Raw genomic sequence first — 24,068 nt, forward strand, 5'->3', positions numbered from 1 at the left:
AAAAATCGCACATGGCGGTGAACGGTCGCGATTCGCGTGTGACCGATGCACCATTGTTTCAACATGTTGCAGACTTCGGCGACAGCTCTGTGACGGCTGTTTCGAGCGCGGCCGATTTTAAAAATATTGCGCGATCCTAATCGCTTGTCCGGCTGAACTGGAACGCTTCGAAGCTGTCCGTGGCCGCAATATTGATTCGCATGTCCGTTAGTGGCGGACGAATAATCGACTTCCTCCAAATGGCTACTTTCACCGCTATCTGACGGCGCACTAAGAACTGGGTAGGGACTGCCGAGCCGTGTTGCAAGCGGCCCACACATTTGGCATGTTCCGCCGCGAATTGTCACAGAGGCGTTAGGTCAGCAACTTGCGTTGAAGGCCGACAACGGTACGTAAGCCGCTATAGGGGATTACAAAAAATGACGGAAGTGCTGTGGGGGATCGTCGCTTGCGGCGTGCTAGCCCTCGCCTACTCGGCGTTTACAATCCGCTCGGTCATGAGCGCTGACGCCGGTACGGCGAAGATGCAGGAGATTGCGGGCGCCATTCGCGAAGGCGCGCAGGCCTATCTCAATCGCCAGTATACGACGATCGCCATCGTTGGCGCCGTCATCTTTGCTGCCGCATGGTTGCTGCTGGGCTACCTGGTGGCCATCGGCTTCCTGATCGGCGCAGTGCTCTCCGGTCTTGCCGGTTATGTCGGCATGAACGTGTCGGTGCGCGCCAACGTGCGTACGGCGCAGGCGGCAACGCACTCGCTGGCCCGCGGCCTCGACATCGCGTTCAAGTCGGGTGCTGTCACTGGCATGCTGGTTGCCGGCATGGCGCTGCTTGGCGTCGCTGGCTATTACTTCTTCCTGACCGCCGGGCAAGGTTTCGCGCCGGATTCCCGCACCGTGACCGACGCGCTGGTTGCGCTGGGCTTCGGTGCATCGCTGATCTCCATCTTCGCCCGTCTCGGCGGCGGCATCTTCACCAAGGGTGCTGACGTTGGCGGCGATCTCGTCGGCAAGGTGGAAGCTGGTATTCCCGAGGACGATCCGCGCAACCCTGCAACGATTGCCGACAACGTCGGCGACAACGTCGGCGACTGCGCCGGTATGGCGGCCGATCTGTTCGAGACCTATGCGGTGACGGTTGTCGCCACCATGGTGCTGGGCTCGATCTTCTTCGCCGGTCAGCCTAACCTTGAACTGCTGATGGTCTATCCGCTCGCCATCTGCGCCGCGTGCATCGTCACCTCGATCATCGGCACGTTCTTCGTCAAGCTGGGCTCCAACAACTCGATCATGGGCGCGCTGTATCGCGGCTTCCTTGCCAGCGCCATTCTCTCGGTTGCGGGTCTGTGGGCGGCGACGCACTACGTGCTGGGCGGCTTCGGTGAAATTGGAACGGCCGCTGGCCAGACCATCACCGGCTGGAACCTGTTCCTGTGCGGCCTTGCCGGTCTCGGCGTGACGGGCCTCATCATCTGGATCACCGAATACTATACCGGCATCGGCTATCGTCCGGTGCGCTCGATCGCCCAGTCGTCGGTGACGGGCCACGGCACCAACGTGATCCAGGGCCTCGCCATCTCGCTGGAGTCGACTGCGCTGCCCGCGCTGGTGATCGTTGTCGGCATCCTCGTGACCTACGCACTTGCCGGTCTGTTCGGTACGGCAATCGCCACCACGACGATGCTCGGCCTTGCCGGCATGGTTGTTGCGCTCGACGCCTTCGGCCCGGTGACGGACAACGCCGGCGGCATTGCGGAAATGGCGGGTCTGCCGAGCGAAGTGCGCCGCTCGACCGACGCGCTCGACGCTGTCGGCAACACCACCAAGGCCGTGACCAAGGGCTATGCCATCGGTTCGGCTGGTCTGGGTGCGCTGGTGCTGTTCGCAGCCTACAGCTACGACCTGCAGCACTTCATCGATGAAGCCAACAAGTCCGCTACCGGCGCCTATTCCTACTTCAAGGGTGTGTCGCCGGACTTCTCGCTGGCCAATCCGTACGTGGTTGTTGGCCTGCTGCTCGGCGGTCTCATTCCGTACCTGTTCGGCGGCATCGCCATGACGGCCGTTGGCCGCGCCGGTAGTGCCATCGTTGAAGAGGTTCGCCGTCAGTTCAAGGCCAAGCCGGGCATCATGCAGGGCAAGGACCGTCCGGACTATGCGGCGGCTGTCGACCTGCTGACCCGTGCAGCGATCAAGGAAATGATCATTCCTTCGCTGTTGCCGGTGCTGTCGCCAATCGTGCTGTACTTCGCGATTTATTACATCGCGGGCGGCGGTGCAGAGGGCAAGAGCGCGGCGTTCTCGGCTGTCGGCGCGATGCTGCTGGGCGTGATCGTCAACGGTCTGTTCGTCGCCATCTCGATGACCTCGGGCGGTGGCGCCTGGGACAACGCGAAGAAGGCGATCGAAGACGGCTTCGTCGACAAGGATGGCGTGAAGCACAAGAAGGGTTCGGACGCCCACAAGGCAGCCGTGACCGGTGACACCGTCGGCGATCCCTACAAGGACACCGCGGGACCGGCCGTGAACCCGGCGATCAAGATCACGAACATCGTTGCGCTGCTGCTGCTGGCGGTTCTGGCTGCACAGGGCTGAAAGCTGAGCACGTACGTTGCATTGAAAAACGAAAAGGCCCGGAGCGATCCGGGCCTTTTTTATGGCGCTCAGCGACTTCGATACGCGGAGCCGGCCGCCGAGCGCGTAGGAAGCCTTCGCCGGCAAGACGGTGCGGGGAGGTGGGGGCAGCGCTACTGCCTGCCCGCTCACCGATAAGAGCACCAAGCATGCACCGGCGGCCGGCTCCCCAGAGGAGAGTCGCCGGTGCGGAAGGAGAAGCGAAAGCGTAAGCTGGCGTGGATCCCGACCTTCGTCGGGATGACGGCGCTCAGGGGCGAGCGGCAGCGCCAATACTGACTCTTCCAGCACCGGCGGCCGGCTCCGCGGAGGAGAGTCGCCGGTGCGAGAGAAAAGTCGCCGGTGCAAAAGAAGAAAGTCTCTTAGTCGCCGAAGATCTGCTTGGTGCCGAGGTTGCGGAACAGCTGCTTGATGATGCCGTCGTCGTTGCCGCCCGGCGCTGGCGTGGTGCGCGAGACATAGTCGAACACGCGGCCGTCCTTCATGCCATAGTTGGCGACGCGTTCGACGGTGCCGCCGGGCGAGAAATAAACCGCAACGACCTGGCGGTCCTGCTCGGTGGGCAGCATGAACGCGGTCTGCGTGGCGGTGCTGGAGATGTAGTAATAGGCTTGGCTGGTGCCGACCACCGCGGTGGTGGACGGCGTGCCGAGGTTCATGCGCACCTGCTCCTGCGTCATGCCGGGCTGGACCTGCTGCAGATCGCCCTCATGGAACTGCACGCCATGCTTGATGACGTTGGAATCGCAGGCGGCGAGAGCGAGCGCGCTGGCGAGCAGGCCGACAAGCGAAAGGCAGCGGATGCCTCCACGCTTCATGGCAGGCTCAACAGGCTTGAGGCGCTGGGGGGGCGTGTGGCGTTGGTGGTCGTTCATCTCTCGGCGCATTATGTTATGTGTTCCCGAGACTGCATTGAGAGCAGGGCGAAATTGCGCTTAGCCCGTGGGCTGCGCGATTGCAACGGCACAGATACAACCCTGCGTCCTCTTTCCCCGATAGGTTCGTTTACCAAAGGCCCCGGCACCCATGCTGGAATCCCTGATGTTCCGCTCCAGGACCCGCCGTAAGGCAGGAAAAATTTATGGCGCGGTCGTGACGCAATCCCGCAGCCCAGAATTTTACACCGCGCTGGGTGTGCCGGACACGCCCGTCGGCCGTTACGAAATGCTGGTGCTGCATCTCATTCTGGTGCTGGAGCGGCTGCGGGAGCAGGGTGTCGCCGACAGCAAGCTGGATCGGCTGCTGGTCGAGATGTTCGTCGCCGACATTGACGACAGCCTGCGCGAGTTGGCAACCGGCGATCTGTCGGTACCCAAGAAAGTGCGGCGGGCCGCGACTGGGCTTTACGACCGGCTGATGGATTACCGTGACGCGACGGCCACTGACGCCGATGCGGCGGCGCTGGCGGCGTCGTTTGCCCGGCACGTCTATGATGTCGAGGGCAATGCGGACGCTGCCGCCGAGATCAGCGCATATGCGGCCGTGCTGGCGCGCTATGCCCAGGCGGGGCAGCGGGCGCTGGCCGATGTGGATGTATCTGCGGGCGAGGTAATTTTTCCGCCAGTAGCAGATTTTATTGGTGAAGCTGGCGCGCACATCACCGGCGCTGGCGCTACAGATTAACGAACACACGAACGAGCACAGGCGATCACGACCCATGACCGAAGCAGCATTACTTGGCTGGTCCTATCGGACGACGCAAATCCCCGATGGCGGCCTGCGCGAAAGCCGCGTCGCAACCGAGGCCGAACGCGCCGCCATTGCTGCGGAGCTGGGGCTGCTGGCTTGCGACTTTCTCGATACCCGTTTTTCCATCCGGGCGCTGGGCAAGGGCCATTATCGGCTGGCGGGCGATCTGAAGGCGCGGTTGAAGCAGAGCTGCGTGGTGACGCTTGAGCCGCTGGACGAAGATGTGAAGGCGGCGTTCGACGTCGAATACAGCCCGGCGCAGGGTTTGCCTCAGAGCAGCGCGGATGAGGTGGAAGCGCTTTCGGCGGCAGAAATCGAGCCCATCGAGCGGGGCGAGATCGATGCTGGCCGGATTGTTTTCGAGACGCTGGTGGCGAACCTCAATCCCTATCCGCGCAAGGACGGAGCTGCTTTTGAGGGCGGTGACGCGGACGATGATGAGCGGCCAGCGGGGCCGTTCGATATCCTGAAAAAGTTGAAGGACGGGGCCTGAAGTGCGGCACCCTTGCGGTGCGGCATCGTTGCATTATGGCCGCAGTGGCACACAAAGCCGCGGTGGGAGAGCGCCAGAATCCGGTTGTTTCGCATATGCAAAAGAGTATGGTCCGCTACTTCAAGGGGTGGCCAATCGTGTCCTCCGCTACCTCTCCATAGGCGAAAAACTACGAGGCGAGCCGCGCTATGTCTCAGCCGCGGACAATTGCGCTTGATGCCATGGGTGGCGATCATGGCCCTTCGGTTGTGATACCCGGCGCAGCACTGTCATTAGAGCGCTCTCCAGCGCTGAGTTTTATTTTTTATGGCGACGAGCCGGCCATCCGCGCCGAGCTTGAGCGGCTGCCTGCGCTGGCGGCCAAGTCACGCGTTGTGCACACCGATCGCGTCGTGGACATGAGCGAGAAGCCCAGCCAGGCGCTACGGCGCGGCAAGGGCACCAGCCTCTGGATGACAATCGATGCTGTGCGCAACGGTGAAGCGGATGTGGCCGTTTCAGCCGGCAACACCGGCGCGTTCATGGCTATGTCAAAGCTGATCCTGCGTCCGATCAAGGGCATCGAGCGGCCCGCGCTGGCGGCAATCTGGCCGACTGTAAATGCCGAATGCATCGTGCTCGACGTCGGCGCCAATATCGGCGCTTCCTCGCGCGAGCTGTGCCATCTGGCGCTGATGGGCGCGGCGATGGCCCGCGCGCTGTTCCATATCGAGCGGCCGACCGTTGGCCTGCTGAACGTGGGCGTCGAGGAAGTGAAGGGCGTCGATGAAGTGCGCGAGGCGCACAGCATCCTCAAGGGTACGGCGGAGCTGCCGCTTGATTATCGCGGGTTCATCGAAGGCGACCAGATCGGGCAGGGCAGCGTTGATGTGGTGGTGGTTGAAGGGTTTGCGGGCAATATCGCGCTGAAGACAGCCGAGGGCACCGCCAAGCAGATTGCCCAATATCTCCGCGCGGCGATGCGGCGTACCTGGCTTTCAAAGCTGGGTGCGGTGCTGGCTTCGGGCGGATTCCGGGTGCTGAAGGAAAAAATGGACCCGAGGCGGGTAAATGGCGGCACGTTCCTGGGCTTGAACGGCATTGCCGTGAAAAGCCATGGGGGAACTGACGCGCTTGGCTTTGCCAGCGCCGTCGATCTCGCGTACGAAATGGCCCAGAGCCACCTCATTCCTCGGCTTACGGCTGATCTGACGGCGTTCCATCACAAGCTTGAGGCGACGACGGACACAACAGCCGGCTAATGGTCAGGATCGTGAGTGAACTACGTCCTGACCGCTTGTGTGCGCGTGCCATCGGGTTTAGGCAGCAGGCCCAAGGCCAACAATAAGATAAGCAAGGCAGCTCAGTGGCAGTCATCCGTTCAGTGATCCGAGGCGTTGGCGCCTATCTTCCCAAGCGCGTCATGACCAACGCCGACCTCGCGAAGATCGTCGATACCAGCGACGACTGGATTGTTGAACGTACCGGTATTCGCGAGCGCCACATCGCGGCTGACGGGGAAATGACCTCCGATCTGGGCATCGCGGCTGCCAAGCAGGCGCTGGTTCGCGCCGGTATCGATCCGGTTGATGTCGATCTGGTTATCTGCGCGACCGCTACGCCGGATCGCACTTTTCCAGCTACCGCTGTGCGGATCCAGCAGGGTCTGGGCGTCACCAAGGGCGCCGCGTTCGATGTGCAGGCTGTGTGCTCGGGCTTCGTCTACGCGCTGACCATCGCCGATAACTTTATCAAGACCGGGCAGTTCAAGCGGGCCGTTGTCGTTGGTGCCGAGACCTTCTCTCGCATCCTCGATTGGGAGGATCGCACCACCTGCGTGCTGTTCGGCGACGGCGCCGGTGCAGTCGTGCTGGAAGCGCAGTCTCAGATCGGCACGCGCGAGGATCGCGGAATTCTGGCTTCGCGTATCCGCTCCGATGGCCGCTTTGAAGATCTGCTGTACGTGGACGGTGGACCGAGCTCGACCAAGACGGTTGGCCATTTGCGCATGAATGGGCGCGAAGTGTTCCGTCATGCAGTGCAAAAGATTTCCGGCGTGATCGAGGAAACTCTGGTCATGACGGGTTACGCGCCGGACGAGATCGATCTCTATGTGCCGCATCAGGCCAACCAGCGCATTCTCGATGGCGTGCTGCGCAAGCTGGGTGTTCCGGCTGAGAAAATCGTCGTAACGCTCGACAGGCACGGGAATACGTCGGCGGCTTCAATCCCGCTGGCGCTTAACCAAGCCTTTGAAGATCACCGTATTAACGAAGGTTCGCTGGTACTTATGGAAGCGATGGGCGGCGGATTTACCTGGGGTGCCGTGCTGGCCCGTTGGTGAGTGCACCGATCTTTTCTGCAACGCGGCATGTTTCTTTGTTTGATTTCAGCTAGTTGAAATGTTGTCTCGATTGACGCTGGCCGCGCCCGCAAGTAGCATCGGAAAAAAGATGTGGAGTGGGAGGCAAAACGGCCATGAGTGGCAAGACGTTAACGCGGGCTGATCTCGCTGATGCGGTCGTGCGTAAGGTTGGATTACCGCGCAACGAAAGCCAGGAGTTGGTGGAACTGGTGCTGGGCGAAATCTCTTCGAGCCTTGCGCGCGGGGATTCGGTGAAGCTTTCTTCGTTCGGTTCTTTCGGCATTCGCGAGAAGGGCGAGCGCATGGGCCGCAACCCTAAAACAGGGGATGAAGTGCCGATCACGCCGCGCCGGGTATTGGTCTTCCGGCCCAGCAACATTATGAAAGAACGCATCAACCAGGGTCACGCCCGCCGCAGCAAGGCAGCCGAGTGAGCTGCCGCCCGTTTGCGGCGGTGTGCTGGCGCAGCCTGTGGAGGCGTAATTGACGAAGACGGCAGAAGCCTTTCGCACCATCAGCGAGGTCGCCGACGAGCTCAATGTCCCGAAACACGTTCTGCGTTTCTGGGAAGGGCGTTTCCCTCAAATCAAGCCGATGAAACGTGGTGGCGGCCGCCGCTACTACCGTCCGGAAGACATGGATCTTCTGCGCGGCATCTGCCAGCTTCTGCATGCTGAAGGTTACACCATCAAGGGTGTGCAGAAGATCCTGCGCGAGCAGGGGGTGGATACCGTGAAGGCCGCCGGTCTGGGACCGGAGCCGGAAGCGGAAGTTGCGGTAGCTGTGGCTTCCGTTGAGGATGCGCCGGAGCCGACTGCCAAGCGTTCGCGGCTGAAGCGTTTGCGGACGGGGCGTCAGGCGCAGGCCGCTGCAAAATCCCCCGCGCGTGAGCAGATTCTGGCGGTGATCGCTGAGCTGGAGAACTGCCGCAGTCTGCTGCTGGGTGAGGCGGTGGAAACGTCTGAGCGTCGCGCCCAACCGCAGGCACGCCGCAGCGCCCGCGCGTAAGCGGGCTTGCGGATGCCGCATTCGGCTTCAGATGACGTCCGACACACAAACGTCCTGCATTCAGACGTTTGGCATAGTGAAATCTGGTTTGTTGATATTGCCGCTGCTGCGCCCGCGCTGCAGGCGTTCGAGGCGCGCCATCTGCTGTTGAGCGCGGCCGAGCATGAACGGGCTGTGGCGCTGCGCGATGATTTGGTGCGCAGCGAATGGCTTGCTGCACACATCGCATTACGAGCTATTATTGGTCACGTCGGCGGCCCGGATGTGGCACGACAAACATTCGCAGTGACGGAACGCGGCAAGCCTTATCTCGCGCAATCGCCTTACGCCTTCAGCCTTTCGCACGCGCCGGGCGTGGCGCTGATCGGGCTGACTACTGGGTGGACGATCGGCGTTGATATCGAGCGCCATCGCGAGGTGCGGATAGGCGAGGTGCGTCGTGCTGGTATCGAGGCTGCGGCTGAGCATCTCTCCGCGGACGTGTTGCAGTGCGATCCGACAATGCGGTTTCTGCAGGCGTGGGTGCGAATTGAAGCGCTGGCCAAGGCCGATGGCTGCGGGGTGGGGCGGATGCTTACGCGTTTGGGGGTGAGGGGTGGGGCTGTATCGCCGCCATCGGCTGACGCAAGCCGTTTGGGCGCGGATATTGCTGTGTTCGCTGCCCGGGCGCGGGCCGTGCTGGCCGGTGCGGATCAGGACGTGGAATTGGCGGATCAGGCAACCTCTCCGGTGGCTCCTGTCCGGGGCGCGAGCGTGCTGACGGTGGTCGATCTGGCGTTGGGGGATGGCTTGTATGCCGCTGTGGCGTCAGAGGCCGGCGCGGGACGGGTGGTTTGTCGGCGATTGCCGGACCACTTGGAGGGGATTGAAAAGCTTTTTGGGTAAAGGTTTTAAGGCCCCGCTTGACCGATGCGGCGGCAGTTGGCAAAAGGGGCGCTTCGGAGCGTAGCGCAGCCTGGTTAGCGCACCAGTCTGGGGGACTGGGGGTCGGAGGTTCAAATCCTCTCGCTCCGACCATTATCTCAATAAAATCAACGCATTGCCCGACAGGCCCCGGCAGGAGCTGTTTCTGCGTGGGGCTTTTTTGCGCCCAATTCGCTGCGCTGAACGGCCTAAAACGGCTGCGATCGCAATTTCTACCACGATCAATGGACGCCCAGTCCGGTGGCGCCAGTTTTAGGCGGCGCGGGGCGCCTTAGAGATGGCTCAAGCACCTGCTGAGTTCGGTCGAGGCACAAAATCTGATCAGGTATGCGCGGGGTATCAGCTTGTGTGCGGAAGGCTGCGCCGGCGGGACGACGTCGACCGTCCGGCTACACGGGATCGCAAGTGAAACTTGCGGACATCTTCGTAGCTTGCTAGCCCATGCGCCCCTGATGCAGTGCGGGTGTATTTTCGTCCTTAAAGCGTCCGCTCGGACCGCCCACAGACAGCCCCAGCATCGCCTTGCGGCACCTCCAAATCCTCACAGGAAGCGACTATGACACTTGCCTCCGGCGCGTGCGGCCTTGACTTCGGCACCTCTAACAGCGCCATCGGCCACGCTGCGGAAGCCCACCCCGCGCTGATCCCGCTGCAGGACGGGCGGGTTTCAATCCCCACCGCAGTGTTCTTCAGCTTCGAGGACGCAAGCGTCACCTTCGGCCGCGATGCCGTCTCCCGCTACTTGCAGCGCGAGAACGGCCGCCTGATGCGCTCGCTGAAATCTGTGCTCGGATCTTCGCTCATCAACGAGCAAACGCAGGTTGGAGCAAAGCGCCTCCGATTTGACGAGATCGTCTCTCTGTTCCTCAGCTACGTGCGCAAGGCCGCCGACGAGCCTTCATCGGTCGTCATGGGCCGCCCTGTGTTTTTCGTGGACGAGAACCCCGAGGCCGACAAGAACGCGGAGGATCAACTGCGGCAGGCGGCGCAGCATGCAGGCTTCAAGCACATTGAATTCCAGTTCGAGCCGATCGCCGCGGCCCTCGACTACGAGCGTCAGGTGAGCGCCGAAGAGCTTGCGTTCGTGGTCGATATCGGCGGCGGCACGTCGGACTTCTCCATCGTCCGCGTCTCTCCGCATCGGCGCGGCAAGCCGGACCGCAAGTCCGACATTCTTGCCTATTCGGGCGTGCACATTGGCGGTACCGATTTTGACCGCCGACTGGAACTCGATGCCGTGCTTCCCAGTCTTGGACTTGGTGCCAAGCTTCGTCACAAGAACATGGAAACACCCTCATGGTGGTACCAGGACCTTGCAACCTGGCAGCGCATCAACTTCCTCTATGACACGAAGATCTTCGCCGACATTCGCCAGGTGCGCCGCGATATGTTCGAGCCTGAAAGGCTCGACCGGCTGCTTGAGGTGCTGGAGAACAGGAAGGGCCACGCGCTGTTGACCGCCGTCGAGGACGTCAAGATCCAGCTCTCATCCGTTAGTCAGGTGTCGATGGATTTGCAGAGGCTCGCGGGCATCGCGCCAATCGACATCACGAGGCAGCAGTTTGAGCGCGCAATCGCAGACCAGATCAGTCGGATTCATACGACGATCAGAACTACGCTGAGCCAGAGCAACGTGGCGGCCGATGCCATCGGCGCAGTGTTTCTGACCGGCGGTTCGTCGCGGATACCGATGCTGCTGGCGACGTTGCGCGAGGCGTTTGGCAATGCCCGCATCGTGGAAGGTGATGCGTTCGGCTCCGTGGCCACAGGGCTCGCACTCGAAGCGCACAGTCGCTTTGGTTCGTAGCGCGCTTGATGCCGCGCTTCTCCAACGGCAGACGCCCCCGAATGAAGATACCGCGTTGTTCAGTGGTGATGTCGGTGGCGGTTTTTCGTCTGGAACGGTCGAGGGCGCGGCTTCAGCTTCACGACAAGAAGGGGGCAGCGCAGGCCGGTGCGCAAAATTTAAACGGTAGCGTCTAGCAGCGGCCTTTAAATTTCAATTTGCAACGCTCAGCATCGGTCTCTGATTGCGACAGAGTATATAGCGCGAATGTCTGACGGTCATTTGTCAGTGTACCGTGTTTTCTTTGTGACAGAGTTAAACGCATCTCTTTTCGTGCTGGCGATCAGCGTCGCTGGGCGATGCAGATCAATCATTGTGATCCGTGATCTGAGTTGTTGGCGACGATGGCCAAGACCAGAATAAATTTTGCTTACCCGTTTGTATGCAGAAATTTAGAAAAGTCGACTACGGCGACCCAGCCTCTGTTGCGATTTTCCGCGTGATGTGAAGACGGAGTTTTCGTCCGTCACAGGCTTCATTTTATTGGCAGCCGACATGGGCGGCATGACGTTCGATATCAGCACAAGTTTCGCGGCTGCCGTCGGCGACGGCGCCTGACAGGGTTTTTGGCAGGGAGAATTTCCTGCCGTTTGAGCAGCGGCGTGCGGTTCCGGCAACAAGGAGCTCAGCTTTGAAGCCTTCGGTTTTTCAAAACATAAAATCGCGCGGGAGACATCCGTTTTTTTGGGGCTGTGCAGCGGTATTGGCGCATATCTCGATCGAGGTCGCCGTGGTGGCCGATGCTGCCGCTCAAGCCGTGATTGCAAACGGAACGACTGTGAACGCAACAGGCTCTTATAATACCGGTACAACCGACGGGTTGCCCGGTGTTGGTCTGTTTGCAAGGGATGATGGTGTCATCAACGGCGACTCTGCGCTGTCTGTAACGACAGGTGGAGTTGGCGCTCACGGCGCCTACGCTTATACCCGCGGCTTGATTGCGCTTGAAGGCTCGACCATCACGACGAGCGGTAACCTGTCCGATGGTGCGTCTGGAATATATGATAGTGAGCTGCGCATCCTCGCCGGAACGAGCATCACGACAAACGGTAGCTCCGCACGCGGCGTCTCGGCATTTACAAATACAGTAATCTTCGTTGACAGCTCGACCATCACAACGACCGGGAGCTTCTCCAATGGCGCTGTTGGGAGTAACAATGGCACGATCAACATCAACAGTTCGAGCATTACGACGAGTGGAGATGACGGTTGGGGCATGTACGCTGATGGCTATAGCGTTATCACTCTCAACGGTTCGAGCATTGTGACGAGCGGGGCTGGGGCTCATGGTGGCTATTCATATTGGCTCGGCACGTTCAACATCAACAGTTCGAGCATTACGACGAGTGGTATTGGTGCAGACGCTATTCATGTCAATAGCGGCGACAACTGGGTCACTGTCACCGGCAGCACGTTGAGTGCAGCGAACGGTGCCGGCTTCAATGTCGAGGCGGGTAAGCTGTTTGCTACCGTCACAAACTCCACTGTGACGGGAGGCGATGAACTTCTGAACGTTGCCATTGGTGCCACACTTGATTTTGAGGCCGTCGGTTCGACATTGACGGGCTCGGCAACAACTGCTGTTGGCGGCACTTCTACGCTCATTTTGCGGGACACGCGTTGGAACGTCACCGACGACTCAAACGTTACGCTTTTGCTCAATCATGCAGGCAGCGTTGTGCAGTTCACGCCGCCGGGTTCTAGCGCCGGGCCGTTCAAGACGTTGTCCGTAAATGACTACGTCGGTCAGGGCGGCACGCTGGGCATAAACACGCAGCTTGGCGGCGATGGATCGCCTTCCGATAAACTTGTGATCGATGGCGGAGCTGGCGTCGGCACGTCTCAACTCGCGGTCAACAACGTCGGCGGTGGCGGCGACCTTACCCAACTAAACGGAATTCTGGTCGTCGATGCGATCAACGGCGGCACAACGGTGCCAGGCCTGTTCACGCTCGCAGCTCCGGTCATCGCTGGCCCTTATGAATACTCGCTCTATCGGGGCAGCGAAGATGCTTCCAATCCAAACGCCTGGTATCTGCGCTCCGAGCTGAACTGCGCACTCGATCCATCGGCGCCCATCTGCGGCAATGACATCCCAGACTGGCGACAGGAAACTTCGCTCTACGCGGCTGTGCCTGCGATGACGCTGCTCTATGGCCGCCTGATGCTCGACACGCTGCATGAGCGGCGCGGCACGTTAGTCAGTGCATACGCCGAAGGCGCACCTAATGCTGCATGGGCGCGTGTCATCGGCCAGCATGGTGATCGCGACGGCGGCAAGGGCGGCATCTATGGCGCCGGCCCGAAATACGATTATGACTTCTGGGCCTTCCAGGGCGGTATGGACCTTTATCGCGACGGCGATGTCGGAACGTCACGCAATCACGCCGGTGCATTCTTCGTCATCGGCCATGGCTCCGGCGATGTTCAGCACATCGGCGATGGCAAAGCGGGTGAGAACAGCTTCATGGCCTACAGCTGGGGCGCCTACTGGACCCATTACACGCCAGAAAATGCCTACGTCGACGCGCTGCTGTTAGGATCGTGGTACGATATTGATGCCAAGTCCAACCGCATCCCGAAGATGAAAACAGATGGCGGCGCCTTCGGTGCTTCGCTTGAAGGCGGCTATCCGGTTTACACGGGGCCCGGTGGCTTCAGCATCGAACCGCAGGCGCAGTTCGCCTATCAGACCATCAACCTCAACAACGGATCGGACGTTGCCGCGCAGGTGCACTTCGATAACGTCAACTCGCTGGTGGGCCGTGTGGGTGTTCGCTTCGCGCAGGACTTCGGCACCCCGACCTGGCTGACCGGTGAACCATCTACCTTCACCGCCTGGGTGCGGCCGAACTTCTGGTACGAGTTCCTCGGCGATCCGAAGACGAAGTTTTCATCCGCCACCGGTTTCATCCCGTTCGCGGCCGACATGGGCGGCACGACGTTCGAGATCAACACCGGCTTCTCGACTGACATCGGCGATGGCACCGCGATCTACGCCAACGCGTCATATCTTGTCGGCATCGGCGAACACGCGGACGGCAACGCCTATGACGGCAAACTCGGCGTCAAGGTTGCTTGGTGAGGCAGGCAACGCCCCCGCGATAAAACGGGGCCTGTTCCGCCGACAAGCGATGCCGGTTTTTCACGTCATCTCATCGTTCGCTCTAATGAAAGCGACGCGGGTTGCGGTTGCTGAATAGGCAACTCGATCAACGCATGAAGCTGCGCGGCCGGCACAATGCGGGCGAACTTAACCATCGCCGCTGCGAATGCGCCATTTTTCTGTGGCGTGGTCATGGTCTCTGTTAAAGGGTGACGCGATTTGAGCCCGACGCAACACAGGCCTTCAATACATGCTGGCAACCCTCATTTTGATCGCGGTGTTGACTGTTTGGCTGCTGGTTAGCGGACAGCTCACGGCATTGAAGGAGCGCCTTGCGAAGGCGGAGGCCGCAATCCGCGCGCTTGAACTTGAGCTTCAGGGTGCCGGTGTACTGACAGCGCGGGCGGCTGCAGAGCCCGAACCGCTTGCCGACGAGCAATCGGCGCAGGAACCTGCTGCCGTGGAGGAAACGCCGCAAGCGTCAGTTCCGCAAGCTCCGGTTGCGCCTGCGTTGCCGACGCGCGTATCGGAGCAGTCGGATGCCCATGCGCCCGGATTTGAGGAACGGATCGGCACGCGTTGGGCAGTGTGGGTTGGCGGCGCGGCGCTTGCCGTTGGTGGCATTTTCCTCGTCAACTATTCCATCGAAGCTGGACTGATCGGCCCGACAACCCGCGTTGTCTTCGGTGCGTTGTTTGCCCTTGCGCTGGTGGGCGCGGGCGAGTGGATGCGTCGTGGCGAACGCGCGCTGCCGATGGATATTGTGCCGACAGCGCACATTCCCGGTATTTTGACCGCAGCGGGAACGATGGTGCTGTTCGGCACTATCTACGCCGCCCACGCGCTTTACGGACTAATTGGTTCGGGGACGGCGTTCGTGCTGCTCGGCGCGGCGGGATTGACGACAATGCTGGCGTCGGCGCTGCACGGCCCGGCGCTTGCTGGCATCGGCCTCGTGGGTGCCATGGTGACGCCGCTGCTTGTCAGTTCGTCGGAGCCCAATCCCTGGGCGCTGGTTATCTTCCTGGCGATTATCAGCGCTTCGGCGCTTGGGCTTGCCCGCTTGCGCCGCTGGCTATGGCTGGCGCTGGTGAACACAGCAGGTGTCGTGCTGTGGGGCATTGTGCTTGCGCAGCCCGATGAACCATGGGTTTCGGCAGCGTTCGCGCATACGTTGATCCAGCTTGCACTGGCCAGTGTTTGCTTCGCAGTCGCGCCACATACACGAACGCCGGACGCTGAAGCGCAGCCGGATTGGATCGCGGTTGTTTCGCTGGGTGCGCTGACGCTGCTGGTGACATTGGTGCTGTTCGTGAGCGCTTCCGCGGGCGCCGATGCCGGATGGGGTCTGTTCGCCGCCAGTGCGATGGCCATTCTGGCCGCGACGGCATGGCTTTCAGCGCCATCCGCCGTAGCGTCTGTGTTCGCGGGCGTCGTGGCGATTGCCGTTGCGTTGCTGTGGCGGGGTGTTGATGCGCCGCCGCCGGAGTCGAGCCTGTGGCCTGCGGTAGGCGCGATCATGCGACTGCCTGACGTGCTGCATGTTTACTTCCCGTTCGTGGCGTTCTCGTCGCTGGCGGTTTCACTTGTCGCCGCAATGCGCCTGCACAACGGGCGCGAACTGCCGGTTGCAACCGCAGCGCTCTATGCGCTTGCGGCTACGGTGCCGCCGCTCGCCGCACTGACGGTTGCGTATTTGCGCATCACGCAGTTCGACGGCTCGATACCCTTCGCGCTGTTTGGGCTTGTGCTGGCGTTTATCTTCGCCGATGCCGCGAGCCGATTTCAGAACAGTGAAGGTGATCCGCCGTCCGCAGTACCGCATCTGGCAGCTGGCGCGTTCGCCGCTGCGGCGATCGCTGCGCTGTCGTTCGCGCTGGTGGCAATGCTCGACCGTGGTTATCTCACCGTAGCGTTTGCGTTGTCGGCGCTTGGTGTTTCGTATGTGGCCACGCAGAAGCGCATTCCGGTGCTTCGCTATGCTGCTGCGGCGCTGGGTGTCGTGGTGTTGGGACGTGTCGCGTGGGATCCCGTCATCATGGGGGCCGAGGTCGGCTCCTGGCCGATATTCAACTGGCTGCTTGTCGGCTATGGCGTTCCGGCGGTGTGCTTTGCATTTGCCGCACGGTTGTTGCGCCGTGATGGCGATGATTTCGCGGTTCGCTGCGCCGACAGCCTGAGCATTATCTTCGCGGGGCTGCTCGCATTCTTCCAGATCCGTCATCTGACGAACGGCGGAGATCCGCTGGTTGATGGATCGAGCATGATCGAGCAGGGGCTTATCACCTTCGTCAGCCTTGGTTTCGCGGCGGGCTTGCTGCGGCTCGATCTGGGGCGCGCGAATGCCGTGTTCCGCGCCGCTTCCTATGCGTTCACCGGCGTGGCGATCGTCAGCGCCATCGTCGGGTTGGGCGTGGCGTGGAACCCTTACATTAGAAACGAACCGGTAACGGGCGGTTGGATCGTCAACGATCTTCTTCTCGGCTATCTGCTGCCGTCGCTGATGGCACTGTATCTGGCGCGGATCTCACGGAGCGTGCGCCCGCGCTGGTACACGGTCAGCGCAGCGAGTCTGTCGTTCGTGCTGGCGTTCCTTTACGTGACGCTGAACGTGCGTCACCTGTTCCACGGCGCCAACATAGGCTTTATGCGGCCAACGACCGGCATGGAGCAGTGGGCCTATTCGGTTGCATGGCTGGCGCTCGGGCTGGTGCTTCTTGCCTATGGCATCTGGCGCGGGTCTTCCGAAGCGCGGTTGGCGTCGGGCGTGTTGGTGTTGATGGCGACGCTGAAGGTCTTCCTGTTCGATCTCTCCGGTGTCGACGGGATCTGGCGTGCGCTGTCCTTCATCTGCCTTGGCGTTGTGCTGATCGGCATCGGGCTTGCGTATCAACGGGTGTTGTTCGCCCGGCCGCGTCCGCAGGTCGACCTTGCCGGAGATGGCGAGCCGACGGGGGCCTAGCCGCTAACCTGGCAGAATTTCCACCGCACGCCCTGATCGGTGATTTATATATGGCCTAAACAACACAGCCTTTCTGGGGGGATACAACGATGACGCTTTCTGCGCCGCTCGGCGATGCGGGATCGGGCGGCCCGGCGAAGCGGGCGTTCTATTCGCACCTTTATGTGCAGGTGCTGGTGGCCATCGCGATCGGTGTTGCGCTGGGCCATTACTATCCGGAATTGGGCGAGAAGATGCGCCCGCTGGCGGATGGCTTCATCAAGCTGATCAAGATGATCATCGGCCCGATCATCTTCTGCACGGTCGTGCATGGCATCGCGTCGATGTCAAACCTGCGGGCTGTCGGCAGTGCCGGTATCAAGGCGCTGATATATTTTGAGCTGGTGACAACGGCGGCGCTGGCGCTTGGCCTTATCGTGGCCAACGTGTTGCAGCCGGGCGCGGGGATGAATGTCGATCCCAGCAAGATCGATGCTGCGTCGGTGGCCAGTTACGTCGACAAGGCGGAACATCAAAGCACGGTTGAGTATCTGCTCGACATCATTCCGCGCACGGTTGTGAGTGCGTTTGCAGACGGCAATATTCTGCAGATCCTGCTGTTCTCGCTGCTGTTCGCCTTCGCGTTGCAGGCGACCGGTGCGCGCGGAAAGCTGGTGCTCGATTTGGTGGAACAGACGTCGCAGGTGCTGTTCAACATCGTTGGCTACATCATGAAGCTGGCGCCAATCGGGGCGTTCGGCGCCATGGCTTTCACCATCGGCAAATACGGTTTTGAAACCCTTGGTTCGCTGGCTAGCCTGATGGGTGCATTCTATCTTACCTGCGTTGCCTTTGTCGTGTTTGTGCTGGGCCCGATTGCCTGGCTTACAGGCTTCAGCATTTTCCGCTTCATCCGCTACATCAAGGATGAACTGCTGATCGTGCTGGGCACGTCATCATCAGAGTCGGTGCTGCCGCGCATGATCCAGCGCATGAAGAAGCTGGGCTGCGAGGAATCGATCGTCGGGCTGGTGATCCCGACCGGCTATTCGTTCAACCTCGACGGCACGTGCATTTACCTGACGATGGCGACGCTGTTTCTTGCGCAGGCAACGAATGTCGATCTGTCGCTGGCGCAACAGCTCGGTATTCTGGGCGTGTTGCTGCTGACATCGAAAGGTGCGGCGGGCGTTACGGGATCGGGGTTCATCGTGCTGGCCGCGACGTTGGCCTCAACGCACACGATTGACGTTGCGGCCATGGCGCTGATCCTTGGCATCGACCGCTTCATGTCGGAAGCGCGGGCGCTGACCAACCTGATCGGTAATGGCGTTGCAACGGTTGTGGTGGCGCGCTGGGAAGGTGCGCTGGATGTGGACAGGATGCATGCCGAGCTGAACGGAGCAGGCAGTGCCGAGCGCACGGCCTGACACGCATCAGGGGCATGGTTGCTGAGCGGCCCGGCGTTGATATGGCCTAGTAGGGCCGCAAGGCCAAGGTGCGCCGGTTTGATGGTGATCAAAGCCCGATGGCCGCGGTTCATAGCGCTATGGCCGCAGGTGCCTGTGGGTGCTATCTGCGCTATGCTTGCCGGCCAAAACCTTCACCGCTGACGTTAATGCTTACGACTGGAACGATCCCGTGGACCTGCCTATCTGCGTCGCTGCGCTTTACAAATTTCATCCGATTGACGATTGCGCCGCTGCCCGCGAGCCGCTTGCCAAACTGTGCTGTTCGCGCGGTGTGAAGGGTACGCTGCTGCTCGCGCGTGAAGGCATTAACGGCACCATTGCGGGCTCCGACGAAGCCATCGCCGAAGTGCTTGATCACGTGCGCGGGCTTGTGGGCGAAGACAATCTGGAGGTGAAGTTTTCGCGGGCCAAGACGCAACCGTTCTATCGCATGAAAGTGCGCATCAAGCATGAGATCGTGACGATGGGTGAACCCGACATCGATCCTCGACGGGATGTCGGCCAGTATATCCAGCCTGAACAGTGGAACGCGTTGATCCAGGAACCGGGCACAATCCTGATCGATACGCGCAACGATTATGAGGTGGAGGTCGGAACGTTTGCTGGCGCGATCAATCCGCAGACCAAAACGTTTCGTGAGTTTCCGGCCTGGTTCAAGGCTGAGCGCGAACGGCTGCTGGGGCAGGGCACTGCGCCGAAGGTTGCCATGTTCTGCACCGGTGGCATCCGGTGCGAGAAGGCGACCGCGTATCTCAAGGCGCAGGGGCTCGATGAGGTTTATCATCTGCACGGCGGCATTCTGAAATATCTTGAGACGATACCTGCGGAGCAGAGCCTTTGGGAAGGCGAGTGCTTTGTGTTCGACGAACGCGTGACCGTTGGGCACGGGTTGGAGCTTGGGCACTATGCGCTGTGCCGTGCGTGCCGGCGGCCGCTGCGCGACGAGGATCGCACGTCGCCGTTGTTTGAGGATGGCGTGAGTTGTCCGGCATGCCATGGCGAGCGCAGCGATGAGCAGCGCGCCCGCTATCGCGAACGTCAAAAGCAGGAACGTCTGGCTGCGGAGCGTGGGGCGACGCACATCGGTGCGAACCCGAATGAACGGGCGGATGAAGAAATCTAAATACGGGCGTTGCACGGGCCTGCACCGACGTTGCCTGCCGATTGAAAGCGTGCAATTGCTGCGTATGAAGACGCGTATATTTTAGAAGTATTCCGCCAGCGGACTGGCGTGGTGTGCGTTAGGGTTTCGATATGTCGTTGCTCAGCCAAAAGAATATGCTGGCGATAGCCTTCTTGCTGGCTCTTGGTGCCGGATTGCAGGCGCAGGAGCTCAGCGGCTTTCAGGCGCCCTCGGGCAACATCCATTGCATGCTGGAAGTGCTGGGCGATGTGCCGGGCGAGCCTGCAGTATTGCGGTGCGATGTACTGCAGATATCGAACCAGCCGCCTCGCCGTCCCGCCGATTGTGACGGTGAATGGGGACGGGCGTTCCATGTGATTGCGGGCGCGGGAAGTGGCCTCAGTTGCGTCGGCGATACGGTGCGCAACGACGACTGGCCGGTGTTGCGCTACGGCGAGATGTGGCAGCAGGCGGGGTTCACCTGCCGCTCGGAGCAAACGGGTATTACCTGCGCCAACGGCAACCTGCGCGGGTTTGTGCTGTCCCGTGCCAAGCAAACGCTGTTCTGATCTTCGATTTTCACGCGCCGCGGCCAGGGCTTTTCAAAAGACGTTGGTTTTGCTTGCGGGCGGTTGGTGCTGCGGCAGTGCTGGGGGGTAGCGTGGCTGCTGAAGGGAGATCCTGCCCGCATGCCGCCCTGATGCTGCGCCAGGATTGCCAGCGGTTGGGGTCGGCATCGGCCATAGCCGCCATTGGATAATCGCCATTGGAATGTCACCGCGCGATGACTCCAATGGCGTGTGCGAGCTGTTAGAACGTCTGCTCTGGTCAGAAGGTGTCGGGGTTTTCAATGTCCAACTTGCCCAAGATTCTCACGGTCATCGCGTTGAGTGTCATGGCATTGTTTGCGGCCGGCTATTACGCTTTGACCGGTGCGCCGGGCCCCGATGGCAAGATCACCCTCGCGACCGGTGGGGTCGGGCACTATCAGGAGCTCGGGCTGGCCTATCAGAAGGCTTTGGCGCCCTACGGGGTAGACGTCGTTCTGCAGCCCGGCGTGGAGGGGTTTCGCACCCTGCGGGGGCTGGTTGCCGAACCGCCTGAGTTCGATGCGGCCTTCGTGAAGGGCGGCCTGGTCGGCAGCATGCAGGGGCGGCTGGCCCGTGCCAAGGCGCAGGAATGGCAGAGCAAGGAGCTGGGCAAGCTGCGGGCGGCGGGGCGGCTGTTTTACGAGCCGATCTGGGTGTTTGTGCGCTCAGATTTCACCGGCAACACGCTGGCCGATCTGAAGGCCAAGAAAATTCTCATGGGCGCACGCGGCAGCGGAACGCGCTTCATCGCCGGGCAATTACTGCGCGCCAACGGGGTGGACACGTCGCGGGATAACCCGTTGCTGATCATGGGTGATTTGTCGCCCGACGCCGCCGAACTGGTGAGCGGCGACGCCGAAGCTGCCATTTTGGTCCAGCCTGCGGATTCCGAACTCATCCAGAAGCTGCTGCGACTGCCGTCGATCCGGCTGATGGATTTTTCGCTTGAGGCCGATGCATACGTCAACCGGTTCCCCTCGCTCAGCAAGGTCAGGCTGGACCGCGGCGCGGTCGAGTTTGAGCCGCTGATCCCCGCCAAGGACATCACGCTGCTGGCGACCAGCGCCGTTCTGGTTGTTCGCGCCGACCTGCCGCCGTCGCTGGTCAGCCTGCTGACCCACGCGGCACTGCATAATCCGCGGGCGCCGTTCGATAAATCCGGCGATCCGGTACTGTTCCACAAGCCCGGCCTGTTTCCGCACCTTTCAGACCCGGAGTATCAGGTGATGGAGGCTTCGCGTCAGGTCTACAAGAGCGGCGACCTGCCGGTGGCGCTGCGGACGGCTGCGCCTGCTGTGAAGGAAGCGGGCTTCCCTTATAAACTCACAGCCTTCATCTCGGATCACGGCGCGGCGACTGTGCTGTTCGTCATTCCATCGCTGGTGATTTTACTGCCGCTGCTGCGCTTCATGCCCAGCCTCTATTCGTGGACGGTACGACGGCGGCTGATGTACTGGTATCGACAACTCAAGACGTTGGAAAAGCGCCTCGACAAATCGCCATCGACTGTCCAGCGGGCAGACTATCTGGCGGAGATCGAGCGGATCGACAGCGGCGTGCGGCGCATCCGCTATCCGCTCTACTTTTCCGATCAGTTCTATCATCTGAGGCTGCATATCGATCTGGTGCGCCAGCGGCTGACCGAGATGCCGGAAGCACCGGCGCCCCGGATGGCTGCCGAATAACGCTGCCAGCGCGGCGGCATCGGTTTCTCGCGAATGGGCGTCCCAGGCGTGCCGTTATGAGACGGCACGATGCCGCGCAATGCTTTGTCCTGCGACGGATTATGGTATCCAAAACGTTGATATGTGGCGTCTGGGCGCTTTCGGCGTCGGTTTCACTTTGGCACAGGGTTTGCCTTGTCCGGGTTGAAGCCAGCCGTCCGGGCTGACTCACGAACTGGATGCCTTACTTTCGATGAGCCACACTCTGATTTCACGCCATGGAGCAGTCGCAAGTCAGCGCCGTCGCAAGCGCCTGATAGGCGAGCTGTTGTCGGTCGCGATCGCGATCGGCGACGTGCTGTGCATTGTGGCGATGGCGGCGATCAGCGGCGTGGCCTATCACCAGTTCGTCTACGGCGGCCCCGGTGACGTCTATTCCTACATGCGCCTTGGCGGTGTGATCGCCACGGTGGTGGTGATTTCCAACCTGTTTCGCGGCGAATATCAGCTCGGCAATTTTCTCAGCGTTGCGCCCCACACGCGGCGGACGCTGCAGCTTTGGAACATCACCTTTGTCGGCCTGCTGATTGTCGCTTTCATCGGCAAGGTCACCGACGATTATTCGCGCGGCTGGCTGCTGCTATATTTCACCACCGGCCTTGCTGCGCTGCTGACACAGCGCCTCGTCGCGGTGCAGCTCGTGCGCCATTACACCGGCTCGCACGTCATCGCCACCAAGCGCATTTTCCTGATTGGCAATGCGGGTGAGATAGAGCGCTTTCTGGCGGAGCAGAAGCCGCGCCGTGGCGGCATCGAAATCGTTGGCTGCCGTTTTCTCAGCGCTGCTGTGCAGTCGGGATCGGTGTCTGAGCGCCAGCGCGCGCTGACGCGGGAGCTTGAGGCCGTCATTCCCAGCATCCGCCAGCTTGAGCCCGATGCGGTATTCATTCTCACATCGTGGGCGGATCAGTCTGTCGTCGAAGGCTGCATTGAAATGCTGCTGACGTTGCCGGCGGAAATCCATCTGCTGCCCGGCTATACGCTGGATAAGTACAGCAACGCCCGTCTTACCCGGCTTGGGCCGATTGCCAGCCTGCAGCTTGTGCGCCTGCCGCTGTCGCGTTTCGAGCTGCTGCAGAAGCGTTTGTTCGATATCGTGTTGTCGGCGGTTGGGTTGGTGTTGCTGGCGCCGTTGCTGGCGGCGATTGCCGTGCTCATCAAGCTCGATAGCCCGGGGCCTGTGTTCTTTTTCCAGCGCCGCTATGGCTTCAACCAGCAGCCGTTCCGCATTTTCAAATTCCGCACGATGACGACGCTCGACGATGGGCCAGTGGTGCGGCAGGCAACGCAGGGCGATGCGCGGATCACCCGTGTCGGCCGCTGGTTGCGCGCGACCAATCTCGACGAGCTGCCGCAGCTCATCAACGTATTGAAGGGTGAGATGTCACTTGTGGGCCCGCGCCCGCACGCGCTGGCGCATAACCGCGAGTATGAGCATGTCATCGCGCGCTATGCCAGCCGCCACAACGTGAAGCCGGGCATCACCGGCTGGGCGCAGGTGCATGGCGTGCGCGGCGAAACCGATACGCCCGACAAGATGCAGAAGCGCGTTGAATACGACCTGTTCTACATCGAGCACTGGTCGCTCTCGCGCGATTTTCTCATCCTGCTGTGGACGGTGATTTCGCCAAAGGCCTATCGTAACGCCCATTGAGCAACGGATCTGGCGGCGCGGGAATGGTCCCGCGCGTCAGCCAATCCGGGTGCTGGCCCGGTAACGCCCGAATGACTGCCGCGCCGTTCGCGTGAACAGCGTGACGTCATATTCCTCCGGCGCCCCGCCCATGCCCGGCGACCCCATGGGCATGCCGGCTACAGCCAGCCCGATTGCCTCCGGCCGTTCCTTCAACAGGCGCAAAAGCGCATCCGGCGGAACGTGCCCCTCGATCACATAGCCATCGACAATGGCGGTATGGCAGCCCGCAAGATCCTCGGGAACGCCGAGCGTGTCCTTCAGAGCTTTGACCGAGCGTGACTGGATCGCGTGCACTTCAAAGCCCGCGGCCTGAATGTGCTTGCCCCATTCGGTGCAGCAATCGCAATTGGGATCTTTGTGCAGCGTGACGGCGGGCAGGCTTTCATCCGCAGCGCGGGCGGTATGGGCTGCGGAAGCAATAAAACACGCTGAAACTGCGCCGATTCCGGCAACCACTTTTCTGCGGGTGATCATTGCGC

General features: G+C 61.2%; 18 protein-coding genes and 1 tRNA gene. 17 read left to right on the top strand and 2 right to left on the bottom strand.

All coding sequences use genetic code 11. From position 1 onward, the window contains the following. Window positions 1–419: 419 nt before the first annotated feature. A complete protein-coding gene (locus tag QEZ49_RS11385) occupies window positions 420–2,594 on the top strand; it encodes a sodium-translocating pyrophosphatase (RefSeq protein WP_280386975.1) in 2,175 nt (724 codons plus the stop codon). Window positions 2,595–2,995: 401 nt separating this feature from the next. Here QEZ49_RS11385 and bamE read toward each other — a convergent pair whose 3' ends face one another. Beyond that, on the bottom strand, window positions 2,996–3,451 hold the full coding sequence (gene bamE, locus QEZ49_RS11390; RefSeq protein ID WP_280386977.1) for an outer membrane protein assembly factor BamE: 456 nt from the start codon (window positions 3,449–3,451) through the stop codon (window positions 2,996–2,998). Between the two features lie 223 nt (window positions 3,452–3,674). Here bamE and QEZ49_RS11395 point away from each other — a divergent pair, with 223 nt between their 5' ends. From QEZ49_RS11395 to QEZ49_RS11470, 16 genes are all read left to right on the top strand, one after another. After that, entirely contained in the window at window positions 3,675–4,256 is a 582-nt protein-coding gene (locus tag QEZ49_RS11395) for a ubiquinol-cytochrome C chaperone family protein (RefSeq protein ID WP_280386979.1), read from the top strand. A 34-nt stretch (window positions 4,257–4,290) separates the two neighbouring features. Then, a complete protein-coding gene (locus QEZ49_RS11400) occupies window positions 4,291–4,815 on the top strand; it encodes a YceD family protein (protein ID WP_280386981.1) in 525 nt (174 codons plus the stop codon). Window positions 4,816–5,003: 188 nt separating this feature from the next. Further along, window positions 5,004–6,056 carry a phosphate acyltransferase PlsX gene (plsX, locus tag QEZ49_RS11405; RefSeq protein ID WP_280386983.1) on the top strand — a complete coding sequence of 351 codons (1,053 nt, stop codon included), beginning with the start codon at window positions 5,004–5,006 and terminating at the stop codon, window positions 6,054–6,056. Between the two features lie 104 nt (window positions 6,057–6,160). Beyond that, complete coding sequence (locus QEZ49_RS11410; RefSeq protein ID WP_280386985.1) at window positions 6,161–7,138, top strand: beta-ketoacyl-ACP synthase III; 978 nt, start codon at window positions 6,161–6,163, stop codon at window positions 7,136–7,138. A gap of 134 nt (window positions 7,139–7,272) precedes the next feature. Beyond that, window positions 7,273–7,593, top strand: coding sequence for an integration host factor subunit alpha (locus tag QEZ49_RS11415; RefSeq protein WP_068459234.1), 321 nt, complete (start codon window positions 7,273–7,275; stop codon window positions 7,591–7,593). Between the two features lie 49 nt (window positions 7,594–7,642). Next, window positions 7,643–8,167 (top strand): MerR family transcriptional regulator, encoded by a 525-nt coding sequence (locus QEZ49_RS11420; protein ID WP_280386987.1) that lies wholly within the window; start codon window positions 7,643–7,645, stop codon window positions 8,165–8,167. 174 nt (window positions 8,168–8,341) lie between these two features. Beyond that, on the top strand, window positions 8,342–9,052 hold the full coding sequence (locus tag QEZ49_RS11425; RefSeq protein WP_280386988.1) for a hypothetical protein: 711 nt from the start codon (window positions 8,342–8,344) through the stop codon (window positions 9,050–9,052). A gap of 54 nt (window positions 9,053–9,106) precedes the next feature. After that, a tRNA-Pro gene (locus QEZ49_RS11430) sits at window positions 9,107–9,184 on the top strand. A gap of 463 nt (window positions 9,185–9,647) precedes the next feature. Beyond that, entirely contained in the window at window positions 9,648–10,898 is a 1,251-nt protein-coding gene (locus QEZ49_RS11435) for an Hsp70 family protein (RefSeq protein WP_280386991.1), read from the top strand. A 742-nt stretch (window positions 10,899–11,640) separates the two neighbouring features. Then, window positions 11,641–14,022 carry an autotransporter outer membrane beta-barrel domain-containing protein gene (locus QEZ49_RS11440; RefSeq protein ID WP_280386993.1) on the top strand — a complete coding sequence of 794 codons (2,382 nt, stop codon included), beginning with the start codon at window positions 11,641–11,643 and terminating at the stop codon, window positions 14,020–14,022. A 271-nt stretch (window positions 14,023–14,293) separates the two neighbouring features. Then, entirely contained in the window at window positions 14,294–17,005 is a 2,712-nt protein-coding gene (locus tag QEZ49_RS11445; protein WP_280386994.1) for a DUF2339 domain-containing protein, read from the top strand. 89 nt (window positions 17,006–17,094) lie between these two features. After that, window positions 17,095–18,414: a dicarboxylate/amino acid:cation symporter gene (locus tag QEZ49_RS11450; RefSeq protein WP_280386997.1), complete on the top strand. Its 1,320-nt coding sequence runs from the start codon at window positions 17,095–17,097 to the stop codon at window positions 18,412–18,414. A gap of 211 nt (window positions 18,415–18,625) precedes the next feature. Then, a complete protein-coding gene (locus QEZ49_RS11455) occupies window positions 18,626–19,579 on the top strand; it encodes a rhodanese-related sulfurtransferase (RefSeq protein WP_280386998.1) in 954 nt (317 codons plus the stop codon). Window positions 19,580–19,710: 131 nt separating this feature from the next. Further along, window positions 19,711–20,148 (top strand): DUF6636 domain-containing protein, encoded by a 438-nt coding sequence (locus tag QEZ49_RS11460; RefSeq protein ID WP_280387000.1) that lies wholly within the window; start codon window positions 19,711–19,713, stop codon window positions 20,146–20,148. A 281-nt stretch (window positions 20,149–20,429) separates the two neighbouring features. Beyond that, window positions 20,430–21,854, top strand: a complete 1,425-nt coding sequence (locus QEZ49_RS11465) for a TAXI family TRAP transporter solute-binding subunit (RefSeq protein WP_280387001.1) — start codon at window positions 20,430–20,432, stop codon at window positions 21,852–21,854. Between the two features lie 232 nt (window positions 21,855–22,086). After that, a complete protein-coding gene (locus QEZ49_RS11470; RefSeq protein WP_280387003.1) occupies window positions 22,087–23,547 on the top strand; it encodes an undecaprenyl-phosphate glucose phosphotransferase in 1,461 nt (486 codons plus the stop codon). Window positions 23,548–23,583: 36 nt separating this feature from the next. Here QEZ49_RS11470 and QEZ49_RS11475 read toward each other — a convergent pair whose 3' ends face one another. Continuing rightward, a complete protein-coding gene (locus QEZ49_RS11475) occupies window positions 23,584–24,063 on the bottom strand; it encodes a DUF411 domain-containing protein (protein WP_280387005.1) in 480 nt (159 codons plus the stop codon). Between the last annotated feature and the right edge of the window lie 5 nt (window positions 24,064–24,068).

The sequence above is a fragment of the Hyphomicrobium sp. D-2 genome, assembly GCF_029872155.1.
Classification (GTDB): Bacteria; Pseudomonadota; Alphaproteobacteria; order Rhizobiales; family Hyphomicrobiaceae; genus Hyphomicrobium_A.